Source organism: Streptomyces sp. NBC_00490 (genome assembly GCF_036013645.1).
Lineage (GTDB): Bacteria > Actinomycetota > Actinomycetes > Streptomycetales > Streptomycetaceae > Streptomyces > Streptomyces canus_F.
On record NZ_CP107869.1, the window covers coordinates 6553629 to 6571371 of the forward strand.

Annotated in this window: 14 protein-coding genes; 9 read left to right on the top strand and 5 right to left on the bottom strand. The window is 70.3% G+C overall.

The annotated features are described in order from the left end of the window. The first annotated feature begins 18 nt into the window (after positions 1-18). The 3 genes from OG381_RS30030 (at position 19) to OG381_RS30040 (ending at position 3957) form a co-directional block, all read left to right on the top strand. Complete coding sequence (locus OG381_RS30030; protein ID WP_327719187.1) at positions 19-423, top strand: (deoxy)nucleoside triphosphate pyrophosphohydrolase; 405 nt, start codon at positions 19-21, stop codon at positions 421-423. Positions 424-582: 159 nt separating this feature from the next. Further along, positions 583-1020 carry an ATP-binding protein gene (locus OG381_RS30035; protein ID WP_327719188.1) on the top strand — a complete coding sequence of 146 codons (438 nt, stop codon included), beginning with the start codon at positions 583-585 and terminating at the stop codon, positions 1018-1020. A 261-nt stretch (positions 1021-1281) separates the two neighbouring features. After that, positions 1282-3957 (top strand): SpoIIE family protein phosphatase, encoded by a 2676-nt coding sequence (locus OG381_RS30040; protein ID WP_327719189.1) that lies wholly within the window; start codon positions 1282-1284, stop codon positions 3955-3957. 13 nt (positions 3958-3970) lie between these two features. Here the strand turns inward: OG381_RS30040 and OG381_RS30045 are convergent, their stop codons facing one another. Further along, on the bottom strand, positions 3971-5398 hold the full coding sequence (locus tag OG381_RS30045; RefSeq protein WP_443062054.1) for a hypothetical protein: 1428 nt from the start codon (positions 5396-5398) through the stop codon (positions 3971-3973). Positions 5399-5627: 229 nt separating this feature from the next. On the opposite strand from OG381_RS30045, the gene OG381_RS30050 reads away from it, so the two are divergent. Together OG381_RS30050 and OG381_RS30055 are read left to right on the top strand one after the other, a co-directional pair. Continuing rightward, positions 5628-6617, top strand: coding sequence for a phosphotransferase family protein (locus OG381_RS30050; RefSeq protein ID WP_327719191.1), 990 nt, complete (start codon positions 5628-5630; stop codon positions 6615-6617). A gap of 5 nt (positions 6618-6622) precedes the next feature. Beyond that, positions 6623-6943 carry a hypothetical protein gene (locus tag OG381_RS30055; protein ID WP_327719192.1) on the top strand — a complete coding sequence of 107 codons (321 nt, stop codon included), beginning with the start codon at positions 6623-6625 and terminating at the stop codon, positions 6941-6943. Here the strand turns inward: OG381_RS30055 and OG381_RS30060 are convergent. From OG381_RS30060 to OG381_RS30075, 4 genes are read right to left on the bottom strand one after another with little or no spacing between them, the layout of a single operon-like run. Beyond that, positions 6924-7694 carry a succinate dehydrogenase/fumarate reductase iron-sulfur subunit gene (locus OG381_RS30060; protein WP_327719193.1) on the bottom strand — a complete coding sequence of 257 codons (771 nt, stop codon included), beginning with the start codon at positions 7692-7694 and terminating at the stop codon, positions 6924-6926. The genes OG381_RS30055 and OG381_RS30060 overlap by 20 nt on opposite strands. Continuing rightward, positions 7691-9634: a fumarate reductase/succinate dehydrogenase flavoprotein subunit gene (locus tag OG381_RS30065; protein WP_327719194.1), complete on the bottom strand. Its 1944-nt coding sequence runs from the start codon at positions 9632-9634 to the stop codon at positions 7691-7693. The genes OG381_RS30060 and OG381_RS30065 overlap by 4 nt, the downstream gene beginning before the upstream one ends. A 17-nt stretch (positions 9635-9651) precedes the next feature. Beyond that, positions 9652-10473 (bottom strand): hypothetical protein, encoded by an 822-nt coding sequence (locus OG381_RS30070; protein WP_327719195.1) that lies wholly within the window; start codon positions 10471-10473, stop codon positions 9652-9654. 19 nt (positions 10474-10492) lie between these two features. After that, on the bottom strand, positions 10493-10783 hold the full coding sequence (locus OG381_RS30075; RefSeq protein WP_307026301.1) for a hypothetical protein: 291 nt from the start codon (positions 10781-10783) through the stop codon (positions 10493-10495). A gap of 284 nt (positions 10784-11067) precedes the next feature. Between OG381_RS30075 and OG381_RS30080 the strand changes: the two genes are divergently transcribed. The 4 genes from OG381_RS30080 to OG381_RS30095 all read left to right on the top strand — a co-directional run bounded on the left by OG381_RS30080 (position 11068) and on the right by OG381_RS30095 (position 17672). After that, entirely contained in the window at positions 11068-13260 is a 2193-nt protein-coding gene (locus OG381_RS30080) for an ABC transporter family substrate-binding protein (protein WP_327719196.1), read from the top strand. A gap of 89 nt (positions 13261-13349) precedes the next feature. After that, a complete protein-coding gene (locus OG381_RS30085) occupies positions 13350-13949 on the top strand; it encodes a hypothetical protein (protein ID WP_327719197.1) in 600 nt (199 codons plus the stop codon). Positions 13950-14083: 134 nt separating this feature from the next. Further along, positions 14084-15991 carry a translational GTPase TypA gene (typA, locus tag OG381_RS30090; RefSeq protein ID WP_327719198.1) on the top strand — a complete coding sequence of 636 codons (1908 nt, stop codon included), beginning with the start codon at positions 14084-14086 and terminating at the stop codon, positions 15989-15991. A 643-nt stretch (positions 15992-16634) separates the two neighbouring features. Next, positions 16635-17672, top strand: coding sequence for an ABC transporter permease (locus tag OG381_RS30095; RefSeq protein WP_327719199.1), 1038 nt, complete (start codon positions 16635-16637; stop codon positions 17670-17672). Positions 17673-17743: the final 71 nt, after the last annotated feature.

The window sequence follows — 17743 nt, forward strand, 5'->3', positions numbered from 1 at the left end:
TCCCGTAGGCTCCGGCGCATGACGGAACCGATCGTGGTGGTGGGCGCGGCCCTGCTCGACGCCGACCGCCTCCTCGCCGCCCGCCGCAGCGCACCCCCCGAACTGGCCGGCCGCTGGGAACTCCCCGGCGGAAAGGTCGAACCGGGCGAGACCCCACAGGCGGCGCTGGCGCGCGAACTGCGCGAGGAACTGGGCGTAGAGGTGGAAGTGGGCGAGCGAATCCCGGGGGAGTGGCCCCTGCGATCCCCGTACGTCCTCCAGGTCTGGACAGCGCAACTGCTCCCGGCCTCACCGGAACCCAAGCCCCTCCAGGACCACGACGACCTGCGCTGGCTGACACGGGAGCAGCTCTGGGACGTGCCCTGGCTGGACCAGGACGTGGATGCGGTCCGAAAGATCGCCGCCCGGCTGGATGCGCCCTAGGGGCGCGGGGAACTGCGCGAGCAACCACGAATCACCCGCAGCCGCCGAACAAGCACACCTCCCGAGCTCATAGGCGCCCCGGCATACGCCGTTCGCACCACAACGCGCCCTCCCAGGCGGTACCACGCCCCGAATATCGGGTATGTGCCCATTAACCCCATGAAACCGGACATGGACGTGGCCTGGGAAGTGATCGGCGTGATCGACACCGAAGGCGACCGCGCCGACTGGACCTTCCCCGCGGACCCCGGCGCCGTGCGCGCCGCCCGCACCGCCGTCCGCGGCCGACTGCGCGACTGGAACCTCGACAGCGTGGCCGACATCACGACCCTGCTGGTCAGCGAGCTGGTGACCAACGCGCTGCGGCACGCCACCGGCCCCATCGGCGTCCGCCTCGTCCGCCCCGCCGGTCTCGGTGACGTCCTGCTGGTCGAGGTCTCCGACCCGCTTCCGGACCCGCCGCGGGAGCGCGTCGCCCGCCCCGAGGACGAGAGCGGCCGGGGTCTGCAACTGGTCGCCCACTCCTCGCGCCGCTGGGGCACCAGACCAGGTGCGACGGGCAAGACGGTGTGGTTCGAGCTCGCGGTCCCGGGGTGAGGCGGGGCCGTCCCGGCTGTACGGCCCCGTCGGTGCTGTCCAGCGACTGGTTCAGGCCACTGACGGTTGCCGGAGTAGGTGGTTCGACAGTGTGTTGGCTGGTTAGAAGACTGGAAGTGTTGTCGCGGTGCGGTCCAAAAAACGCTGGGACCGTGCTGTGATCGTGAACACCGTGTTGTGCGGCGCCGTAGTGCTGGATACTGCGGGCAGCCGCTGCCGGTGACCGGTGCCGGACGCGGTGAGCTGGAGGGGACGGTTCGCGTGAGCGAGATACCAGCGAAGGCCACGGAGTCCGAGGACCCGTCGGACGGCGCGAGGTCGGAGGCCGCGGGTGACACCGCGGCGGACGTGACGCGTGGTGCCACGGGCGGGACAGGCCTGGAATCCACCGGTGGACCCGGCGGAGTCGCTGGCGTCCTGCGGGGCGACGCGATGTGGCAGAGCAGTCCGCCCGGCTCCATCTACGACTACATCAAGGTCGCGTCCTTCTCCATCGGCCCCGACGGCCTCGTGGACCAGTGGAGTGTGCGCGCCGAGCAGCTCTTCGGGATCCCCGCCGACCGGGCCGTGGGCATGGACCCCATCGAGGCGTTCATCGACGCCGACCGGCGCGAGGTCGGTCAGCGCAAGATGGCCGAGATCCTCGACGGGCGCGAGTGGACCGGGGTGGTCCCCTTCCGGGTGCCGGAGTCGGCCGACCAGGAGGCGGGCGAGGAGGGGCTGGCAGAGGTCTACGTCATGCCGACGCAGACCGCGGAGGGTGAGCGGGCCGCCGTCTGTATCGTCGTGGACGTCCGCACGCTGCGTCGGATCGAGACCGACCTTGCCGCCTCGCAGTCGATATTCGGCCAATCTCCGTTCGGCTTTCTGCTGATCGACCCCGATCTGCGGGTCCGGCGCGCCAACCACCGCTTCGCCTCCCTCTTCGGCGGCACCCCGGACGACCACCGCGGCAAGGGGGTCGGCGACTACCTGCCCCGCCCCGAGGCCGAGCGGGTGGCGGCCACCCTGCGCCGCGTCCTGGAGACCGGCGAATCCATCACGGACATGCACGTCACCGGCTTCCTGCCCGGCTCCGACGAGCGCCGCCACTGGTCGGTCAACCTCTACCGCGTGCGCAGCGGCTCCGGCCGCCCCATCGGCATCGCCTGGCTCGCGACCGACATCACGGCCCGCCGCGCGGCAGCCCGGGAAGCGGCGGCGGCGCGGCGCAATCTCGCCCTTCTGAACGAGGCCGGCGCCCGGATAGGCAACTCCCTCGACCTGGAGACCACGGCCCGCGAACTCCTGGACGTCGTCGTCCCCGGCTTCTGCGATCTGGCCACCGTCGACCTCTACCAGGGCCTCCTGGCGGGCGACGAGACCCCGCCGGGACTCGCCGACGGCAGCGCGGAACTCCGCCGCGTCGCCTTCGCCAGCGCCGTCTCCGACGCCCCCTTCATCAGCTCGGGCCCGCCCGTCTCGGTCGGAGCCGTCCACCACTTCCCCTTCAACTCGCCCTGCGCGGACGCCCTGCGCACCGCCCGCCCGCTGTTCATCCCGGCCGAGGAGGGTGGCCTGGTGCAGTCCACGCTCGCCGTGCCGATGGTCGCCCACGACACCGTCGTAGGACTGGCGCAGTTCGCCCGTACCAAGGGCAGCGAGCCGTTCGGGGACCGGGACCGGGATCTGGCGGTGGAGCTGGCGGCGCGGGCGGCGGTCTGTATCGACAACGCGCGGCTGTACCGGCGTGAGCACGAGCGGGCGTTGATGCTGCAGCGGTCCCTGCTGCCCCCGGGCGACCCGGTCGCCTCCGGCCTCGACATCGCCTGCCGCTATCTGCCGGGCAACTCCTCCTCCGACCGGCCCAGCGAGGTCGGCGGCGACTGGTTCGACGTCATCGAACTGCCCGGTCACCGTACGGCGTTGGTGGTCGGCGACGTGATGGGCCGCGGGCTGCGGGCGGCGGTCGCGATGGGTGAACTGCGCTCCGCCGTACGGACACTGGCGTTGCTGGACCTCGAACCGGCCGAAGTGCTCAGCGCGCTGGACGAGATCGCGCGCGGTCTCGGTGCGCCGGGCGGCGTCCAGCAGGCCACCCGCGCGGCCCGCCGGCCCCGTGAGGCGGACCTGTCCGAGGTGTACCTGGCGACCTGTGTCTACGCGGTCTACGACTCCGTGACCCGCCGCTGCACCTTCGCCAACGCGGGTCATCTGCCGCCGGTCCTCGTGGAGCCCGGCGAGGCGGCCCTCATGCTCGACGTGCCGCCGGGGATGCCGCTCGGCGTCGGGGGCGAGCCCTTCGAGGAGGTGGAGGTTGAACTGCCCGAAGGCGCGCTGTTGGCGCTCTACACGGATGGACTGGTCGAAAGCCGCGATCACCCCCTCGACGAGGGGCTCCAGGCCTTCGTGGGCGCGCTGACCGATCCCGCCGCGCCGCTGGAGGACGTCTGCGACCACGTCCTCAACACCCTCGACTCCCACCACGGCGAGGACGACATCGCGCTGCTGATGGCACGTGTCCAGGGCCTGCCCGAGGACTCCGTGGGCGACTGGACGCTGCCGCGCGAACCGCGGAGTGTGGGGCGGGCGCGGGAGTACGCCCGTACACGGTTGCTGGCGTGGGATCTGGAGCCGCTGGTCGACACGACGGAGCTGCTGGTCAGTGAGCTGGTGACGAACGCCCTGCGGTACGGCGAGGGCGAGATCAGGTTGCGTCTGCTGCTGGACCGGACCCTGGTGTGCGAGGTGTGGGACTCCGGGCTGGTGCAGCCGCGGCGGCGGCGGGCGCGGGACACGGACGAAGGCGGGCGGGGGTTGCAGCTGGTCGGGCTGCTGAGCGCGGCGTGGGGGTCGCGCCGGACGCCTCGCGGCAAGACGGTGTGGTTCGAACTGCCGCTGCCGGACGGGGAGACGGGGTTGGCGGACCCGGCGGAGGCCTTGCTCAGTCTGTTCTGAGTTCGCCCTGCCGCTAGGAAGGCGGGTTCGCGCCCATGCCGCGTGCTCGCGTCCGGGGGCCGCCGAAGGTCGTGGGTGTCTCGGCGTCCAGCAGTACCCCGCCCAGGATCGCCCCCGCGACCCCGCTCTCGTGCTCTGTCGCCGGGTTGCCGTGTACCCGTACGTCCTGTTCGGCGAGGTCGCGGGCCTCCGTGGCGTACTCGTCCGCGGCTGCCGGGTCGTCGGTGAGCAGTCGTGCCGCCTCCGCCAGCCGGGTGCGGGCCACCGCGCCCACCGCGCCCCGGTGGGTCGCGACGACGTCGTCCGCGGCGGCTGTCGCGGTACGGCCGACCAGCAGGGCGGCCGCCCCCAGCACCCCGGCCGTCGGCTCCGTCGTCAGCGGCACGGCCGACCGCACGATCCGACGCAGCGCGCCGAGGGGGTCGTACGGTCCGGTGGTCCGTTCGTCCCGTACGACGGCCAGGGCGGCGTCGGCATGCAGGATCCGGGCCCGCAGCTCACCGGCGGGCGCGTCGGCCGGCCGTTCCCGTGCCCTCGCGAGTTCCGCCTCCGCGCCGGTCAGTGCCGCCGGCAGCAGGGCCTCGGCGTTCGTCAGGGCTGCGCCGAGCCGTTCGACGCCGTCCAGGAAGACGGCGGCCTGGGCGATCGCGCCCTCGGCGGCACAGAGGTGCAGGGCGGCCTTGTCGGTCTCCGCGCGGTCGGCGCACTGGCGGGACTGGTTGAGGCGGACGGTGGCGAACACCAGGCGGTCCTTGGCCTGTTCGGTGTGGCCGGTGACGGGGGCGGTGGCCGAGGGGGCGTACCGCTCGTGCCAGTCGGCGAGGAGCGCCTCGACGGTCCCGGTGCGCCCGGCCAGCGTCCGGAAGCGGTCCTCGGCGATCTCCAGGGCCTCGCCCAGCTCCTTCTCCAGCGCCCGCAGCTGGTCGAACCCGGCCGCCTCCGCGTCCAGCCGCCGCCCGGCCTCCTCGCACCGTCCGACGATCCCGGCGAGCGCGTGCCGCCGGGCCGCGGGCTCCTCCGGTACGCCGTCGTCGTACTGCTGCCGTATCCGGAAGGCGGCCCTCAGCTCGCTCTCCGCTTCCCGCAGGGCCGCCGTGAAGGGCGCCGCGGCACTCTTCCCGAACCGTGCCTCGACGAAGCCTAGTTCCGCGCGGCTGGTGCGGACGCAGTCGTCGGCCGTGACGAGCAGGGCCTGTGCCTGGGCGTCGAGGTCACCGGCGGACGGTGTCCACGGGGCGGCGAGGGCGCCGCCGGGAGTGGTGCGGGTCCTGGCCCGCCGCGTACGCCGTACGTAGGTGTAGCCCGCGACCGCACCCGCGGCGCCCACCGCGAGGAGCGGAAGGACGAGGTCGGCGGCCGAGGATCCGTCCTCCTGAGCCCGGACCTGCTGCGCGGCCTCCGCCCGGGGCCCCGCGACCGCGCCACCGTCGTCGAACGCCATCCCCGGCAGCACCAGCCACACCACCCCGGCCAGCCCGCCCAGCAGGGTGTGCGCCACCCGCACGGATATGTGCGAGGTCGCGCGCCGCGGTCGGCCCCGGAACAAGGATGACGTCACATTTCGGAGCGTATGAGCAGGAATGCGGCGGCGCGACCGGGGTGGGGCAGGGGTGGGGTGCCCTGAGAAAAGCGGAGGCGGGCCGCCCCGCACGGCTGCGACGATCTGCCGGATGACCGCGACCCGGAAGTTCCTCACGCGCGACGACCTCGCACCGCTCGCCCGCACCGCCCTGGGCCCCCACCGCACCCTGGTCGGCGTGACCCGGCTGCGCGGCGGCTCGAAGAAGGGCGTCTACCGGCTCGCCCTCGACGACGGGAGCACGGCGGTCGCCTACGTCTGGTCGGCCGACGAGGACTACTGGGACTCCGGCCCCTCCGACCTGCGCGACCCCTTCTCGGCGGGTTCGAGCCTCGACGTGTTCACGGCCGCGCACGACCGCCTCGTCGCGGCCGGCGTCCGTACCCCCCGTCTCCTGCATGCCGACGCCACGCACACCCACGTGCCCGCGGACGTGGCGATCATGGAGGACATCACGGGCGGCAGCCTGGAGGAGGCCCTGGAGAGGGACCCGGTCGCGGCACGCGCCTCGATGGAGCGGCTGGCCGACGAGCTCGCGCTCCTGCACGCGCACGAGGGCCGGGACCTCGGGAAGGTCGTGGTCGTCGACAACGGCGGTGACTCGCAGTCGGGTTCCTGCGCGCGGCGGATCACCGAGGGCGCGCTGCGCGACATCGCCGCCACCGCCGTACGCGATACCCGGATCGCCGCCGTGGCGGACCGGCTGACGGCCAGGATCGGGGAGTTGGCAGCCGCCGTCCGTCCGCGCGACCGCCACACCCTGATCCACGGTGAACTCGGCCCCGACCACGTCCTGCTGGACAGTGACGGCCGTCCCGCCCTCATCGACATCGAAGGGCTCATGTACTTCGACGTGGAGTGGGAGCACGTCTTCCTGCGGATCCGCTTCGGGCCGCGCTACGACGCGCTGCGCGTCCCCGGCCTGGACGAGGACCGGCTGCGCCTCTACCGGCTCGCCATGCATCTGTCCCTGGTGGCGGGCCCGCTCCGGCTCCTGGACGGTGACTTCCCAAACTCTGGTCCCATGCGGGCCATCGCCGAGTCAAATCTCTTGCGTGTGCTGGAACTCGTGGAAGCATGATCGGCATGAACGAGGTGCTGGGGATCGTGGGCGCCGTGGTGATCACCACCGGCCTGGCGATCGGTACGGCCGCCGTCACCAAGGGCTGGCTGCTCCCGGGCCGGGGAAGCGCGAAGATACTCCGGCCCAGGGTGTGGGGATACGGCACACTCCTGAACCAGGCCGGGACGGGCGCGTTCCTCTTCCTGGGCCCGCTCGACGCGTCGCGTCACCCCGGCTTCTTCCCGTTCGCGCTGACCGGCGCGGCCGTGGCCGTGCTCGGCCTGTACGTGCAGCGCCGGGCCCAGTTCCCGGCGGGCACCGGAGCTACGAGGGCCTCCTCCTGATCTTCGACCCCAGCCACACCAGCGGGTCGTACTTGCGGTCCACCGCCCGCTCCTTCAGCGGGATCAGCGCGTTGTCCGTGATCTTGATGCCCTCGGGGCAGACCTCCGTGCAGCACTTGGTGATGTTGCAGTAGCCGAGACCGTGCTCGTCCTGGGCCGTCTTCTTGCGGTCCAGACCGCTCTCCTCCGCCGCGTCCAGCGGATGCATGTCCAGCTCGGCGACCCGCATCAGGAAGCGGGGCCCGGCGAACGCCGGCTTGTTCTCCTCGTGGTCACGGACCACATGGCAGGTGTCCTGGCACAGGAAGCACTCGATGCACTTGCGGAACTCCTGCGAACGGTCCACGTCCTCCTGCATCATCCGGTACTCGCCGGGACCCAGATCCGCCGGCGGCACGAACGCCGGGACCTCCCGCGCCTTCTCGTAGTTGAAGCCGACGTCCGTGACCAGGTCGCGGACGACCGGGAAGGCGCGCAGGGGAGTGACGGTGATCGTCTCCTCCCGGGTGAAGACCGACATCCGGGTCATGCACAGCAGCCGCGGCCGGCCGTTGATCTCCGCCGAGCACGAACCGCACTTGCCCGCCTTGCAGTTCCAGCGGACGGCGAGGTCGGGGGCCTGGGTGGCCTGGAGGCGGTGGATGATGTCCAGGACCACTTCGCCGTCGTTGACCTCGACCGTGAAGTCCTTGAGGCCGCCGCCCTGCACATCGCCGCGCCACACCTTGAAGCGGGCCTTGTAGCTGCTCACTCGTACAGCTCCTCTTCGGCGAGGTACTTGACCAGCTCCTCCTTGTCGAAGAGGGCGAGCAGGTCGGAACGGATGGGGTCGGTGGTCTCACGGGTGAGCTCGATCTGGCCGCGGACCGGGTCCGTGGCCGCCAGTCCGCCGGTGGGATCGGTGAGTTGGCACAGCAGGTTGATACGGCGCCACTTGCGGTCCATCGTCGGATGGTCCTCGCGGGTGTGGCCGCCGCGCGACTCCGTGCGCTCCAGCGCGGCCCGTGCCACGCACTCGCTGACCAGCAGCATGTTCCTGAGGTCCAGGGCGAGGTGCCAGCCGGGGTTGAACTGGCGGTGGCCCTCGACGCCGGCCCGCCGGGCCCGTACCCGCAACTCGGCGAGCTTCTCCAGGGCCTGCTGCATCTCGGGCTCGCGGCGGATGATGCCGACGAGGTCGTTCATGGCCTGCTGGAGCTCCTGGTGGAGGGTGTACGGGTTCTCCGGCGGACGTGCGTCCTGCGCGCCCGTCTCCGGGTACTCCGCCGAGTAGGGGCGCAGCGCCTCCGCGGCCGCCGCGTCGACCTGGAGCTCGTCCACCGCGGGGCGCTCGAACGCCTGGGCCGCCGCGTACTCGGCCGCGTGCAGGCCCGCCCTGCGGCCGAACACCAGCAGATCGGACAGGGAGTTGCCGCCGAGCCGGTTCGAGCCGTGCATGCCGCCCGCGACCTCGCCGGCCGCGTACAGCCCCGGCACCCCGCGTGCGGCGGCCGTGTCGGACTCGACCGCGATGCCGCCCATCACGTAGTGACAGGTGGGCCCGACCTCCATCGCCTCCGCGGTGATGTCGACGTCCGCCAGCTCCTTGAACTGGTGGTACATGGACGGCAGCCGGCGCTTGATGACCTCGGCGGGCATCCGCGTCGACACGTCCAGGAAGACCCCGCCGTGCGGGGAGCCGCGGCCCGCCTTCACCTCGGAGTTGATGGCCCTGGCGACCTCGTCGCGGGGGAGGAGTTCGGGGGGACGCCGGTTGTTGTCCGGATCCTCGTACCAGCGGTCGCCCTCGGCCTCCGACTCGGCGTACTTCTCCTTGAAGACGTCCGGGACGTAGTCGAACATGAACCGCTTGCCCTCGGAGTTGCGCAGCACACCGCCGTCACCGCGGACGGACTCCGTGACGAGGATGCCCTTCACCGACGGCGGCCAGACCATGCCCGTCGGGTGGAACTGCACGAACTCCATGTTCAGCAGGGGCGCGCCCGCCAGCAGCGCCAGCGCGTGGCCGTCGCCGGTGTACTCCCACGAGTTCGAGGTCACCTTGAAGGACTTGCCGATGCCACCCGTCGCGATGACCACGGACGGGGCCTGCAGGACGAAGAAACGGCCGGATTCCCGCTCGTAGGCGAAGACTCCGGAGACCCGGTTGCCGTCCTTGAGGACGCGGGTGACCGTGCACTCCTGGAAGACCTTCAGACGGGACTCGTAGTCGCCGGTCTCCTTCTTGTCCTGCTGTTGCAGGGAGACGATCTTCTGCTGGAGTGTCCGGATCAGTTCGAGCCCCGTGCGGTCGCCGACGTGGGCGAGGCGCGGGTACTCGTGGCCGCCGAAGTTGCGCTGGGATATCCGGCCGTCCTTGGTGCGGTCGAAGAGGGCGCCCCAGGTCTCCAGCTCCCACACCCGGTCGGGGGCCTCCTGCGCGTGCAGTTCGGCCATCCGCGACTGGTTGAGGAACTTGCCGCCGCGCATGGTGTCGCGGAAGTGGACCTGCCAGCTGTCGTGCTCGTTGGCGTTGGCCATCGCCGCCGCGATGCCGCCCTCGGCCATCACCGTGTGCGCCTTGCCGAACAGCGACTTGCAGATCACGGCCGTACGGGCGCCGCGCTCGCGCGCCTCGATGGCGGCGCGGAGGCCCGCGCCCCCGGCGCCCACCACGACGACGTCCCACTCCTGGTGGTCGACCACGGACATCAGAACGCCCCATCCATTTAAAAGAACCTCGGATCGTCGAAGACACCGGACGCGACGAGATACACGTAGACGTCGGCGAGGGTCACGCTCGCCAACGACGTCCAGGCCAGCAGCATGTGACGGGCGTTCAGCTTCCCCACCCAGCGCCACATCCGGTAGCGCACCGGGTGCTTGGAGAAGTGTTTGAGCTGGCCGCCGACGATGTGCCGGCAGGAGTGGCAGGAGATGGTGTACGCCCAGATCAGCACGATGTTGACCAGGAACACGAGGGTGCCGAGCCCCATGTGGCCCCACGCGTAGTGCTCGTCGCGGAAGGCGAGCACGGTGTCGTACGTGAGGACGCCGGCGACCAGGACCGCGGCGTAGAAGAAGTACCGGTGGACGTTCTGCAGGATCAGCGGGAAGCGGGTCTCGCCGGTGTACTTCTTGTGCGGCTCGGCCACCGCGCAGGCCGGCGGGGACGCCCAGAAGCCCCGGTAGTAGGCCTTGCGGTAGTAGTAGCAGGTCAGGCGGAAGCCGAGCGGGAAGATCAGGATGAGGATCGCGGGGGACAGGCCCCACCAGCTGCCGAAGATCTCCCAGTTGGGGCCGGCGTGCATCGGCTCGCAGCGTTCCGCCAGACAGGGCGAGTAGAGCGGCGAGACGTAGGGCGCCGCGTAGTAGTCCGTGTCGACGAAGGCCCGCCACGTCGACCACACGACGAAGACGAGCAGCCCGGCCGTGGTGGCGGCGGGCGCCAGCCACCAGCGGTCGGTCCGCAGGTGCGGGGCGTCGATCGCGGCGCGCGTACCCGTTCGTACACCGCCGCTGTTCAGATGGGGTTCCGTACCAGTGGCCAACGCATGACTCCGGTCGGGTTCAGGGGGCGTGGCGGTCGCGGGCGCCGAGTCCCTCGTCGTCCGAGTCCGTCCAGAGGGTGTTGTCGTACGGGGTGTCGGGGATGGAGACCAGATCGGGGCGCTTGGCCTTCGCGAGCGCCGGGTCGGCGTCCCTCAGCAGCGCGAGGCTCTCGCGGAGACGGTCGGCGTCCATGCGGACGCGGCGCATCTCGAGACCACCGCTGCCCAACTGCTGTTCCAGGCGTTTCACGTACCGGAGCAGCTCGTCGAGGCAGCGCTGTGCCGATGTCAGTTCGTCGTGCAGGGCCATGACGTGACCTCACTTAAGGGCGGCAACGTTCATGTGCGCCTGCGAGTGTTGCGCGTCACACCTGCCGGTGTGAAGGGACGTGCACGGATTGGCGGATCGTGAGCCTCCGTGCGCGCCCCCTGTACGCCCTGGATTGCGCCGCATGGGTGGGCTTCGGCGCCGCCTCGGCCGTGTCGCCGCCTTCTGCCGAACCCTTTCCTCTTCAGTGGCCGCATACATCTGATCAACTCCATATACCGCCAAACGTGATCCAAACCGGCGGTGCACCCCCGGAGGTATGTGGCATGTCCCACGACGGCGTCGGCCTGCGCGCGGTCATGCGCTCGGTCGCCTTCCTCACCGCGGGTGCGCTGGCCGTGCCCGCGCTCGCCGGCTGCAGTGCCAAGGACCCGGCCGGCAAGCCGCTCGCCGAGCCGGACGTCGCGTCCGTCGCCCGGGCGATGGTCGCCGACGGCGGCAGTCTCGGCTGGGCCGTGGACTCCGTGCCGGAGACCCTGAACACCTTCCAGGCGGACGCCGACGGCACCACCACCCGGGTCGCCCAGGCCGTGCTGCCCTCGATGTACCGGCTCGACGCCAACGGGCGTCCGCAGGTCAACCCCGACTACCTGGAGAAGGCCGAGGTCGTAGAGACCGAGCCCAAGCAGGTCGTGCTCTACAAGCTCAACCAGCAGGCGGTGTGGAGCGACGGCCGGGAGATCGGCGCCGCCGACTTCGCCGCGCAGTGGCGTGCCCTGTCCGGCAAGGACACCGCGTACTGGACGGCCCGCAACGCCGGCTACGACCGCATTGAGCGGATCGAGCGCGGGAAGAACGACCTGGAGGTCAAGGTCACCTTCGGGCGGCCGTACGCCGACTGGAAGTCGCTGTTCTCGCCGCTGTACCCGAAGGACGTCATGGGCACCCCGGACTCCTTCAACGACGGGGCGCGTAAGAAGCTCAAGGTCAGCGCGGGCCCGTACCGGGTCAAGAAGGTCGACCGCAAGGACGACGAGGTCACCCTCGACCGCAACCCGCGCTGGTGGGGCCACCCCGCCAAGCTGGACGAGATCGTGCTGCGGGCCGTGCCGCGCGAGGAGCGGGCCGCCGCCTTGGCAGCCGGCAAGCTCGACCTGGCCGAGATCGACCCGGAGTCCGTCAAGCGGATCACCGGCGCCGCCGGTCCCAAGCGCGGCACGGGCAGCACCCCGCTGATGGGCCCCGGCAGCAACCTCGGCGCCGCCGACTCCCTGCGCTCCTGGGCCGTCGCCAACGGCTCCGACGAGGAGGCCGCCGACGACGAGATCAGCGCCCGCGAGCAGCAGCGGACCGCGGCCGCGGCATACGCCCGTCAGCAGCAGGCGCTGCGCGGCTTCGAGGTCCGCCGCTCCCTGGAGCCCGCCTACACCCAGCTCGCCCTCAACGGCGCCGACGGCCCCCTCGCCGACGAGCGGGTACGCCGTGCCGTGGCCCGCGCCCTGGACCGGGAGGCCCTCGCCTCGGTGGTCCTCACGCCGCTGGGCCTGCCCGCCGAACCGGTCGGCAGCCACCTCGCGCTCTCCGGCCAGGCCGCGTACGCCGACAACAGCGGCGCGCTCGGCGGCCAGGACACCGCGGAGGCGCAGGCCCTGCTCACGGACGCCGGATGGGTGCGGGGCGGTCCCCTCAAGGAGGAGACGAAGAAGGGGGAGAAGGCGGCCGGGGCCGAGGGCGAGAAGGCCCGGGACACGTCGGAGGACGGCGACGACGACACGTACGTCGTCGGCGAGGACGACAAGGCGCGCCGCGAGGCCGACCGGGAGAAGAAGAAGGACCCCAAGCACCTCGCGCAGGACGGCAAGCAGTACTCGAACAAGCTGAAGCAGGGCGGGGCGCCGGGTGCGTACGCCCCGCGGGGCACCGCGGCGCCGGCGGGTACCGCGGCGGGCGCGCTGGCCAAGGACGGCAAGCCGCTCACGCTCCGCTTCGTCCTGCCCTCGGGCCCGGGCTCGCAGACCCTGGGCACCGTGGCCGACCGGATCTCGGGGATGCTGCGCAAGGTCGGTATCCGCACCGAGATCTCCAAGGTCAAGGACGAGAGCTACTTCAAGGACCACATCGCGTCGGGCCAGTACGACCTCGCGCTGTACTCCTGGCCCGCCTCCGCCTTCCCCGCCACCGACGGCCGCCCGATCTACGCCAAGCCCGTCCCGGCCGCCGACGGCTCCCTGAACGTCGAGCAGAACTACACCCGGGTCGGCACCGACCAGGTGGACCAGCTCTTCGACCAGGCGATGACGACGCTGGACGAGCGCGAGAGCCGGGGCCTGATCCGCAAGGCCGACTCCCGCATCTGGGCTGCGGCGGGGTCCATCCCGCTGTACCAGCGGCCCCAGCTGACGGCCGCGAGGAAGAACGTGGTGAACGCGGGGGCCTTCGGCTTCCGGACCCCGGTCTACGAGGACATCGGCTTCCTGAAGAAGGGCGCGAGGCCGGTGGCGAGCCCCACGGCCGGGTAGGGGATCATTCCCTCCAGCACACGATCGGCCGCCACCCCGCGACGAGCGGGGTGGCGGCCGTCGTACGGCCACAGAGAGGGATGACGGGGATGCGTACGTGGGTGGCGGGGGCGGCGCTGGTGGCCCTCGGGGCGGGGCTGACGGGCTGCGGCGGTGACACGGAGGACCGGGCCGGAGACTGCGCGGACGGGACGTACACATGGTCGGATGTCACCCGCACGGAGAAGCTGATCCGGCTGGCCGACCCCATCGTGATCAAGAAGAGGACGGCGTCCTACAAGGCCCGGCTCAAGTCCTACGACACCCTGCGGTACGAGCCCACGGTGAGCCCCGTGCCGGACGGGACGAACGCCGGGGCGGTGATCCTTGCGCTGGGCAGACACCTGAAGGTCGAGAAGCCGTTCGCCGACCCCTCCCAGGACGAGGACACCCGGTACGACACGTACTACGAGACGGAGACGGAACTCACAAAGGGCACGTACTACTCCTGGGACGCCCTCAAAATGGTCGACGCCGACTTCACCTACACCTGCGACGGCGGCGAGCCCGTCAAAGGGCACGTACGCACCTGGGACACCCTCGGCATCGGCTTCCTCTCCTGCGCCGAAAAGCCCCGCGAGGACACGGCCGCGCACGAGGCCGCGGTGCGCAGCTGCCCGGCCGGATCGCGGGCCGTCGAGGGGGCCTGAGTCCCCTGCGGAGGCCGCCCCCGTCAACGCCACGTACCATGGGGTGAGGCCGTGGCATGTACAGCCCGGCAGGGTCCGCGTAACACCAGACGTACGCGACGCCCCTTCCTAAGACTCCGGGAGTACGCCGCAATATGGCCACGCGCCACGACATCCGCAATGTCGCCATCGTCGCCCACGTCGACCACGGCAAGACGACTCTTGTCGACGCCATGCTGAAGCAGGCCGGCGCCTTCGCCGCGCACGCCGCCGAGTCGCTCGACGACCGCATGATGGACTCGAACGACCTGGAGCGTGAGAAGGGCATCACGATCCTGGCCAAGAACACGGCCGTGAAGTACCACCCCAAGGATGGCGGCGACGTCATCACCATCAACATCATCGACACCCCGGGCCACGCCGACTTCGGTGGCGAGGTCGAGCGCGGTCTGTCGATGGTGGACGCGGTGGTCCTGCTGGTCGACGCCTCCGAGGGGCCGCTGCCGCAGACCCGGTTCGTGCTGCGCAAGGCGCTCCAGCAGCGTCTGCCCGTCATCCTGTGCATCAACAAGACCGACCGGGCGGACTCCCGGATCGACGAGGTCGTCAACGAGACCTACGACCTCTTCCTGGATCTGGACGCCGACGAGGACCAGATCGAGTTCCCGATCGTCTACGCGTGCGCGCGGGACGGCGTGGCCTCGCTGACCAAGCCCGAGGACGGCACGGTCCCGCAGGACAGCGACAGCCTGGAGCCGTTCTTCTCCACGATCCTCTCGCACGTCCCGGCCCCGGAGTTCGACACCGAGGCCCCGCTCCAGGCGCACGTCACCAACCTGGACGCCGACAACTTCCTCGGCCGTATCGCGCTGCTCCGCGTCGAGCAGGGCGAGCTGCGCAAGGGCCAGACCGTCACGTGGATCAAGCGCGACGGCACCATGTCCAATGTGCGCATCACCGAGCTGCTGATGACCGAGGCGCTCACCCGCAAGCCGGCCGAGATGGCCGGGCCCGGTGACATCTGTGCCGTGGCCGGTATCCCGGACATCATGATCGGTGAGACCCTCGCCGATCCCGAGAACCCGATCGCGCTCCCGCTGATCACGGTCGACGAGCCGGCGATCTCCATGACCATCGGTACGAACACCTCGCCGCTGGTCGGCCGCGGCGGCACCGGCAAGGGGGCCTCGGCCAAGGCCGCGGTCAAGGACCGCAAGGTCACCGCCCGTCAGGTCAAGGACCGCCTGGACCGCGAGCTGATCGGTAACGTCTCGCTCCGCGTCCTGGACACCGAGCGTCCCGACGCCTGGGAGGTGCAGGGCCGCGGTGAGCTGGCGCTGGCCATCCTGGTCGAGCAGATGCGCCGTGAGGGCTTCGAGCTGACCATCGGCAAGCCTCAGGTGGTCACCCAGGAGATCGACGGCAAGGTTCACGAGCCGGTCGAGCGCATGACGATCGACGTCCCCGAGGAGCACATGGGCGCGGTCACGCAGCTCATGGGTGTCCGCAAGGGCCGGATGGACAACATGTCCAACCATGGTTCGGGCTGGGTCCGTCTGGAGTTCGTCGTCCCCTCCCGCGGCCTCATCGGCTTCCGGACCGAGTTCCTGACCGGCACGCGCGGCACGGGCATCGCCCACTCCATCCACGAGGGCCACGAGCCGTGGTTCGGCCCGCTGACGACCCGTAACAACGGTTCGCTGGTCGCCGACCGCGCGGGCGCCGTCACCGCCTTTGCGATGACGAACCTCCAGGAGCGCGGCGTGCTGTTCACCGAGCCCGGTACCGAGGTGTACGAGGGCATGATCGTCGGCGAGAACTCCCGCGCCGACGACATGGACGTGAACATCACCAAGGAGAAGAAGCTCACCAACATGCGTTCCGCCGCTGCCGACTCGTTCGAGGCGATCGTGCCGCCGCGGAAGCTGTCGCTCGAGCAGTCGCTGGAGTTCTGCCGTGACGACGAGTGCGTCGAGGTGACCCCGGAGGCGGTGCGCATCCGCAAGGTCGTGCTCGACCAGCGTGACCGCGCCCGTACCGCGAGCCGCGCCAAGCACGGCTGACAATCGGTCGTTTGAAGCCCGGGTGCCCCCATCTTGGGGGTGCCCGGGCTTTTTGCAACCCATTTTCAGGCGGGTTCGCGTCGGCCGATGTCCGTAATGCGGAGATCCACGCCCGATACCCATGTAACACGTCCGTTTCGCGGCCTTATCCCGCCAGACGGTTTGTCCAAATTTCGGAAGATGTACGCGTCAGCTGTGACTGAATCGAGATTTAAAGACAGTGGTCGCCGGTTGGCTCATGGCAGATAGTTAGCCGCGTAGCGCTCGGGTCAATGGGTCTCGCGCCGTGGGGACGGCGCCGACTCTCGAGCACCAGGGGGTGTCTGATCTTCCGTCAGGGGTGTCGGAAGAAAGACATGAACCCCCTCCTGTTGGTGAACACGTGGAGTCATGAGGAGGAGTCCCATGCGCGGTGTCACAAGCACCAGGTGGGTCACAGCGTCCGCAGTAGTCGGCAACTGCGCCCCGGCGCACGGCGATCGGCTCTGAAGGGCCACGCCCTTACCACTACGCGCGTCCGGCTGCGGGTTCTCCCGTGGACCGTACGTCGCCGCTGACGCTTCTTCATGATCCGAACCGCGATCGCGCAGCACTCGCGCCGGTCGCCGGTTCGGCACACCCACACCTGTGAAATGGGCGAACTGTGACAAGTCCTATCGACATCGAGGGCGGCGGTACGTCGGTCGTCGTCGACGGCGAGAAAGCGCCGAAGACGAAACCGGAGGAGGCCAAGCAGCTCGAGGGCCGCTCTCCTGGTCAGTTGATGTGGATCCGCTTCAAGCGCGACCGCACCGGAGTCATCTCGGCGTACGTCGTGATCTTCTTCTTCGTGGTCGGCCTCGCGGCCCCGCTGATCGCCAAGCTGTACGGCAAGGACCCGTACACGGTGTTCGCGGACGAGCGCCCCGAACTCTTCGACAGCGCCGGTGTGCCGATCCAGCCCAACGGCGGCATCAGCGGCGAGTTCTGGTTCGGCCTGGAGCCCGGCAACGGCTACGACGTCTTCACCAAGCTGCTCTACGGCATCCGCAACTCCCTGATGATCTCGCTGGCGGTCACCGTCGCGACGGTGCTGACCGGCATCCTCCTCGGGGTCGCGGCCGGCTATCTCGGCGGCCGTACGGACTACTGGATCAGCCGGGTCATCGACTTCCTCCTCGCCTTCCCGGCCCAGCTGTTCTTCATCGCGAGCATGCCGGTCGTGGTCTCGCTCTTCGTCAGCCCGCGCGACGAGACCCCGGTGTACGTCCGGGTCGTCGCCCTGATCACGGTGCAGTGGTTCCTGGGCTGGATGAGTCTGGCGCGCATCCTGCGCGGCACCACACTCGCCCTGCGAGAACGGGAGTTCATCGAGGCCGCCAAGGTCAGCGGGGCGTCCCCGACACGCATCATCCGCAGGGAGATCCTGCCCAACGTGGTCACGCCGATCCTGGTGCAGTCGACCTACATGCTCCCCAACTTCGTGACCGCCGAGGCCGGTCTGTCCTTCCTCGGAGTCGGAATCGTCGAACCGACGCCGGACTGGGGACAGATGTTCTCCAAGGCGTCGACCGAACTCGTGATGCAGAACGACATCACCTACATGTTCTTCCCGGGCATCTCGATGATCATCTTCATCGTGGCATTCAACCTGCTCGGGGACTCGGTCAGGGACGCCTTCGATCCCAAGACGGCTCGCTGACCGCCCAGTTGTGGGCATCCTCGCCCGACAACGACCGGATGGCACCTCTGATGCCGGTCCGCACTTCAATT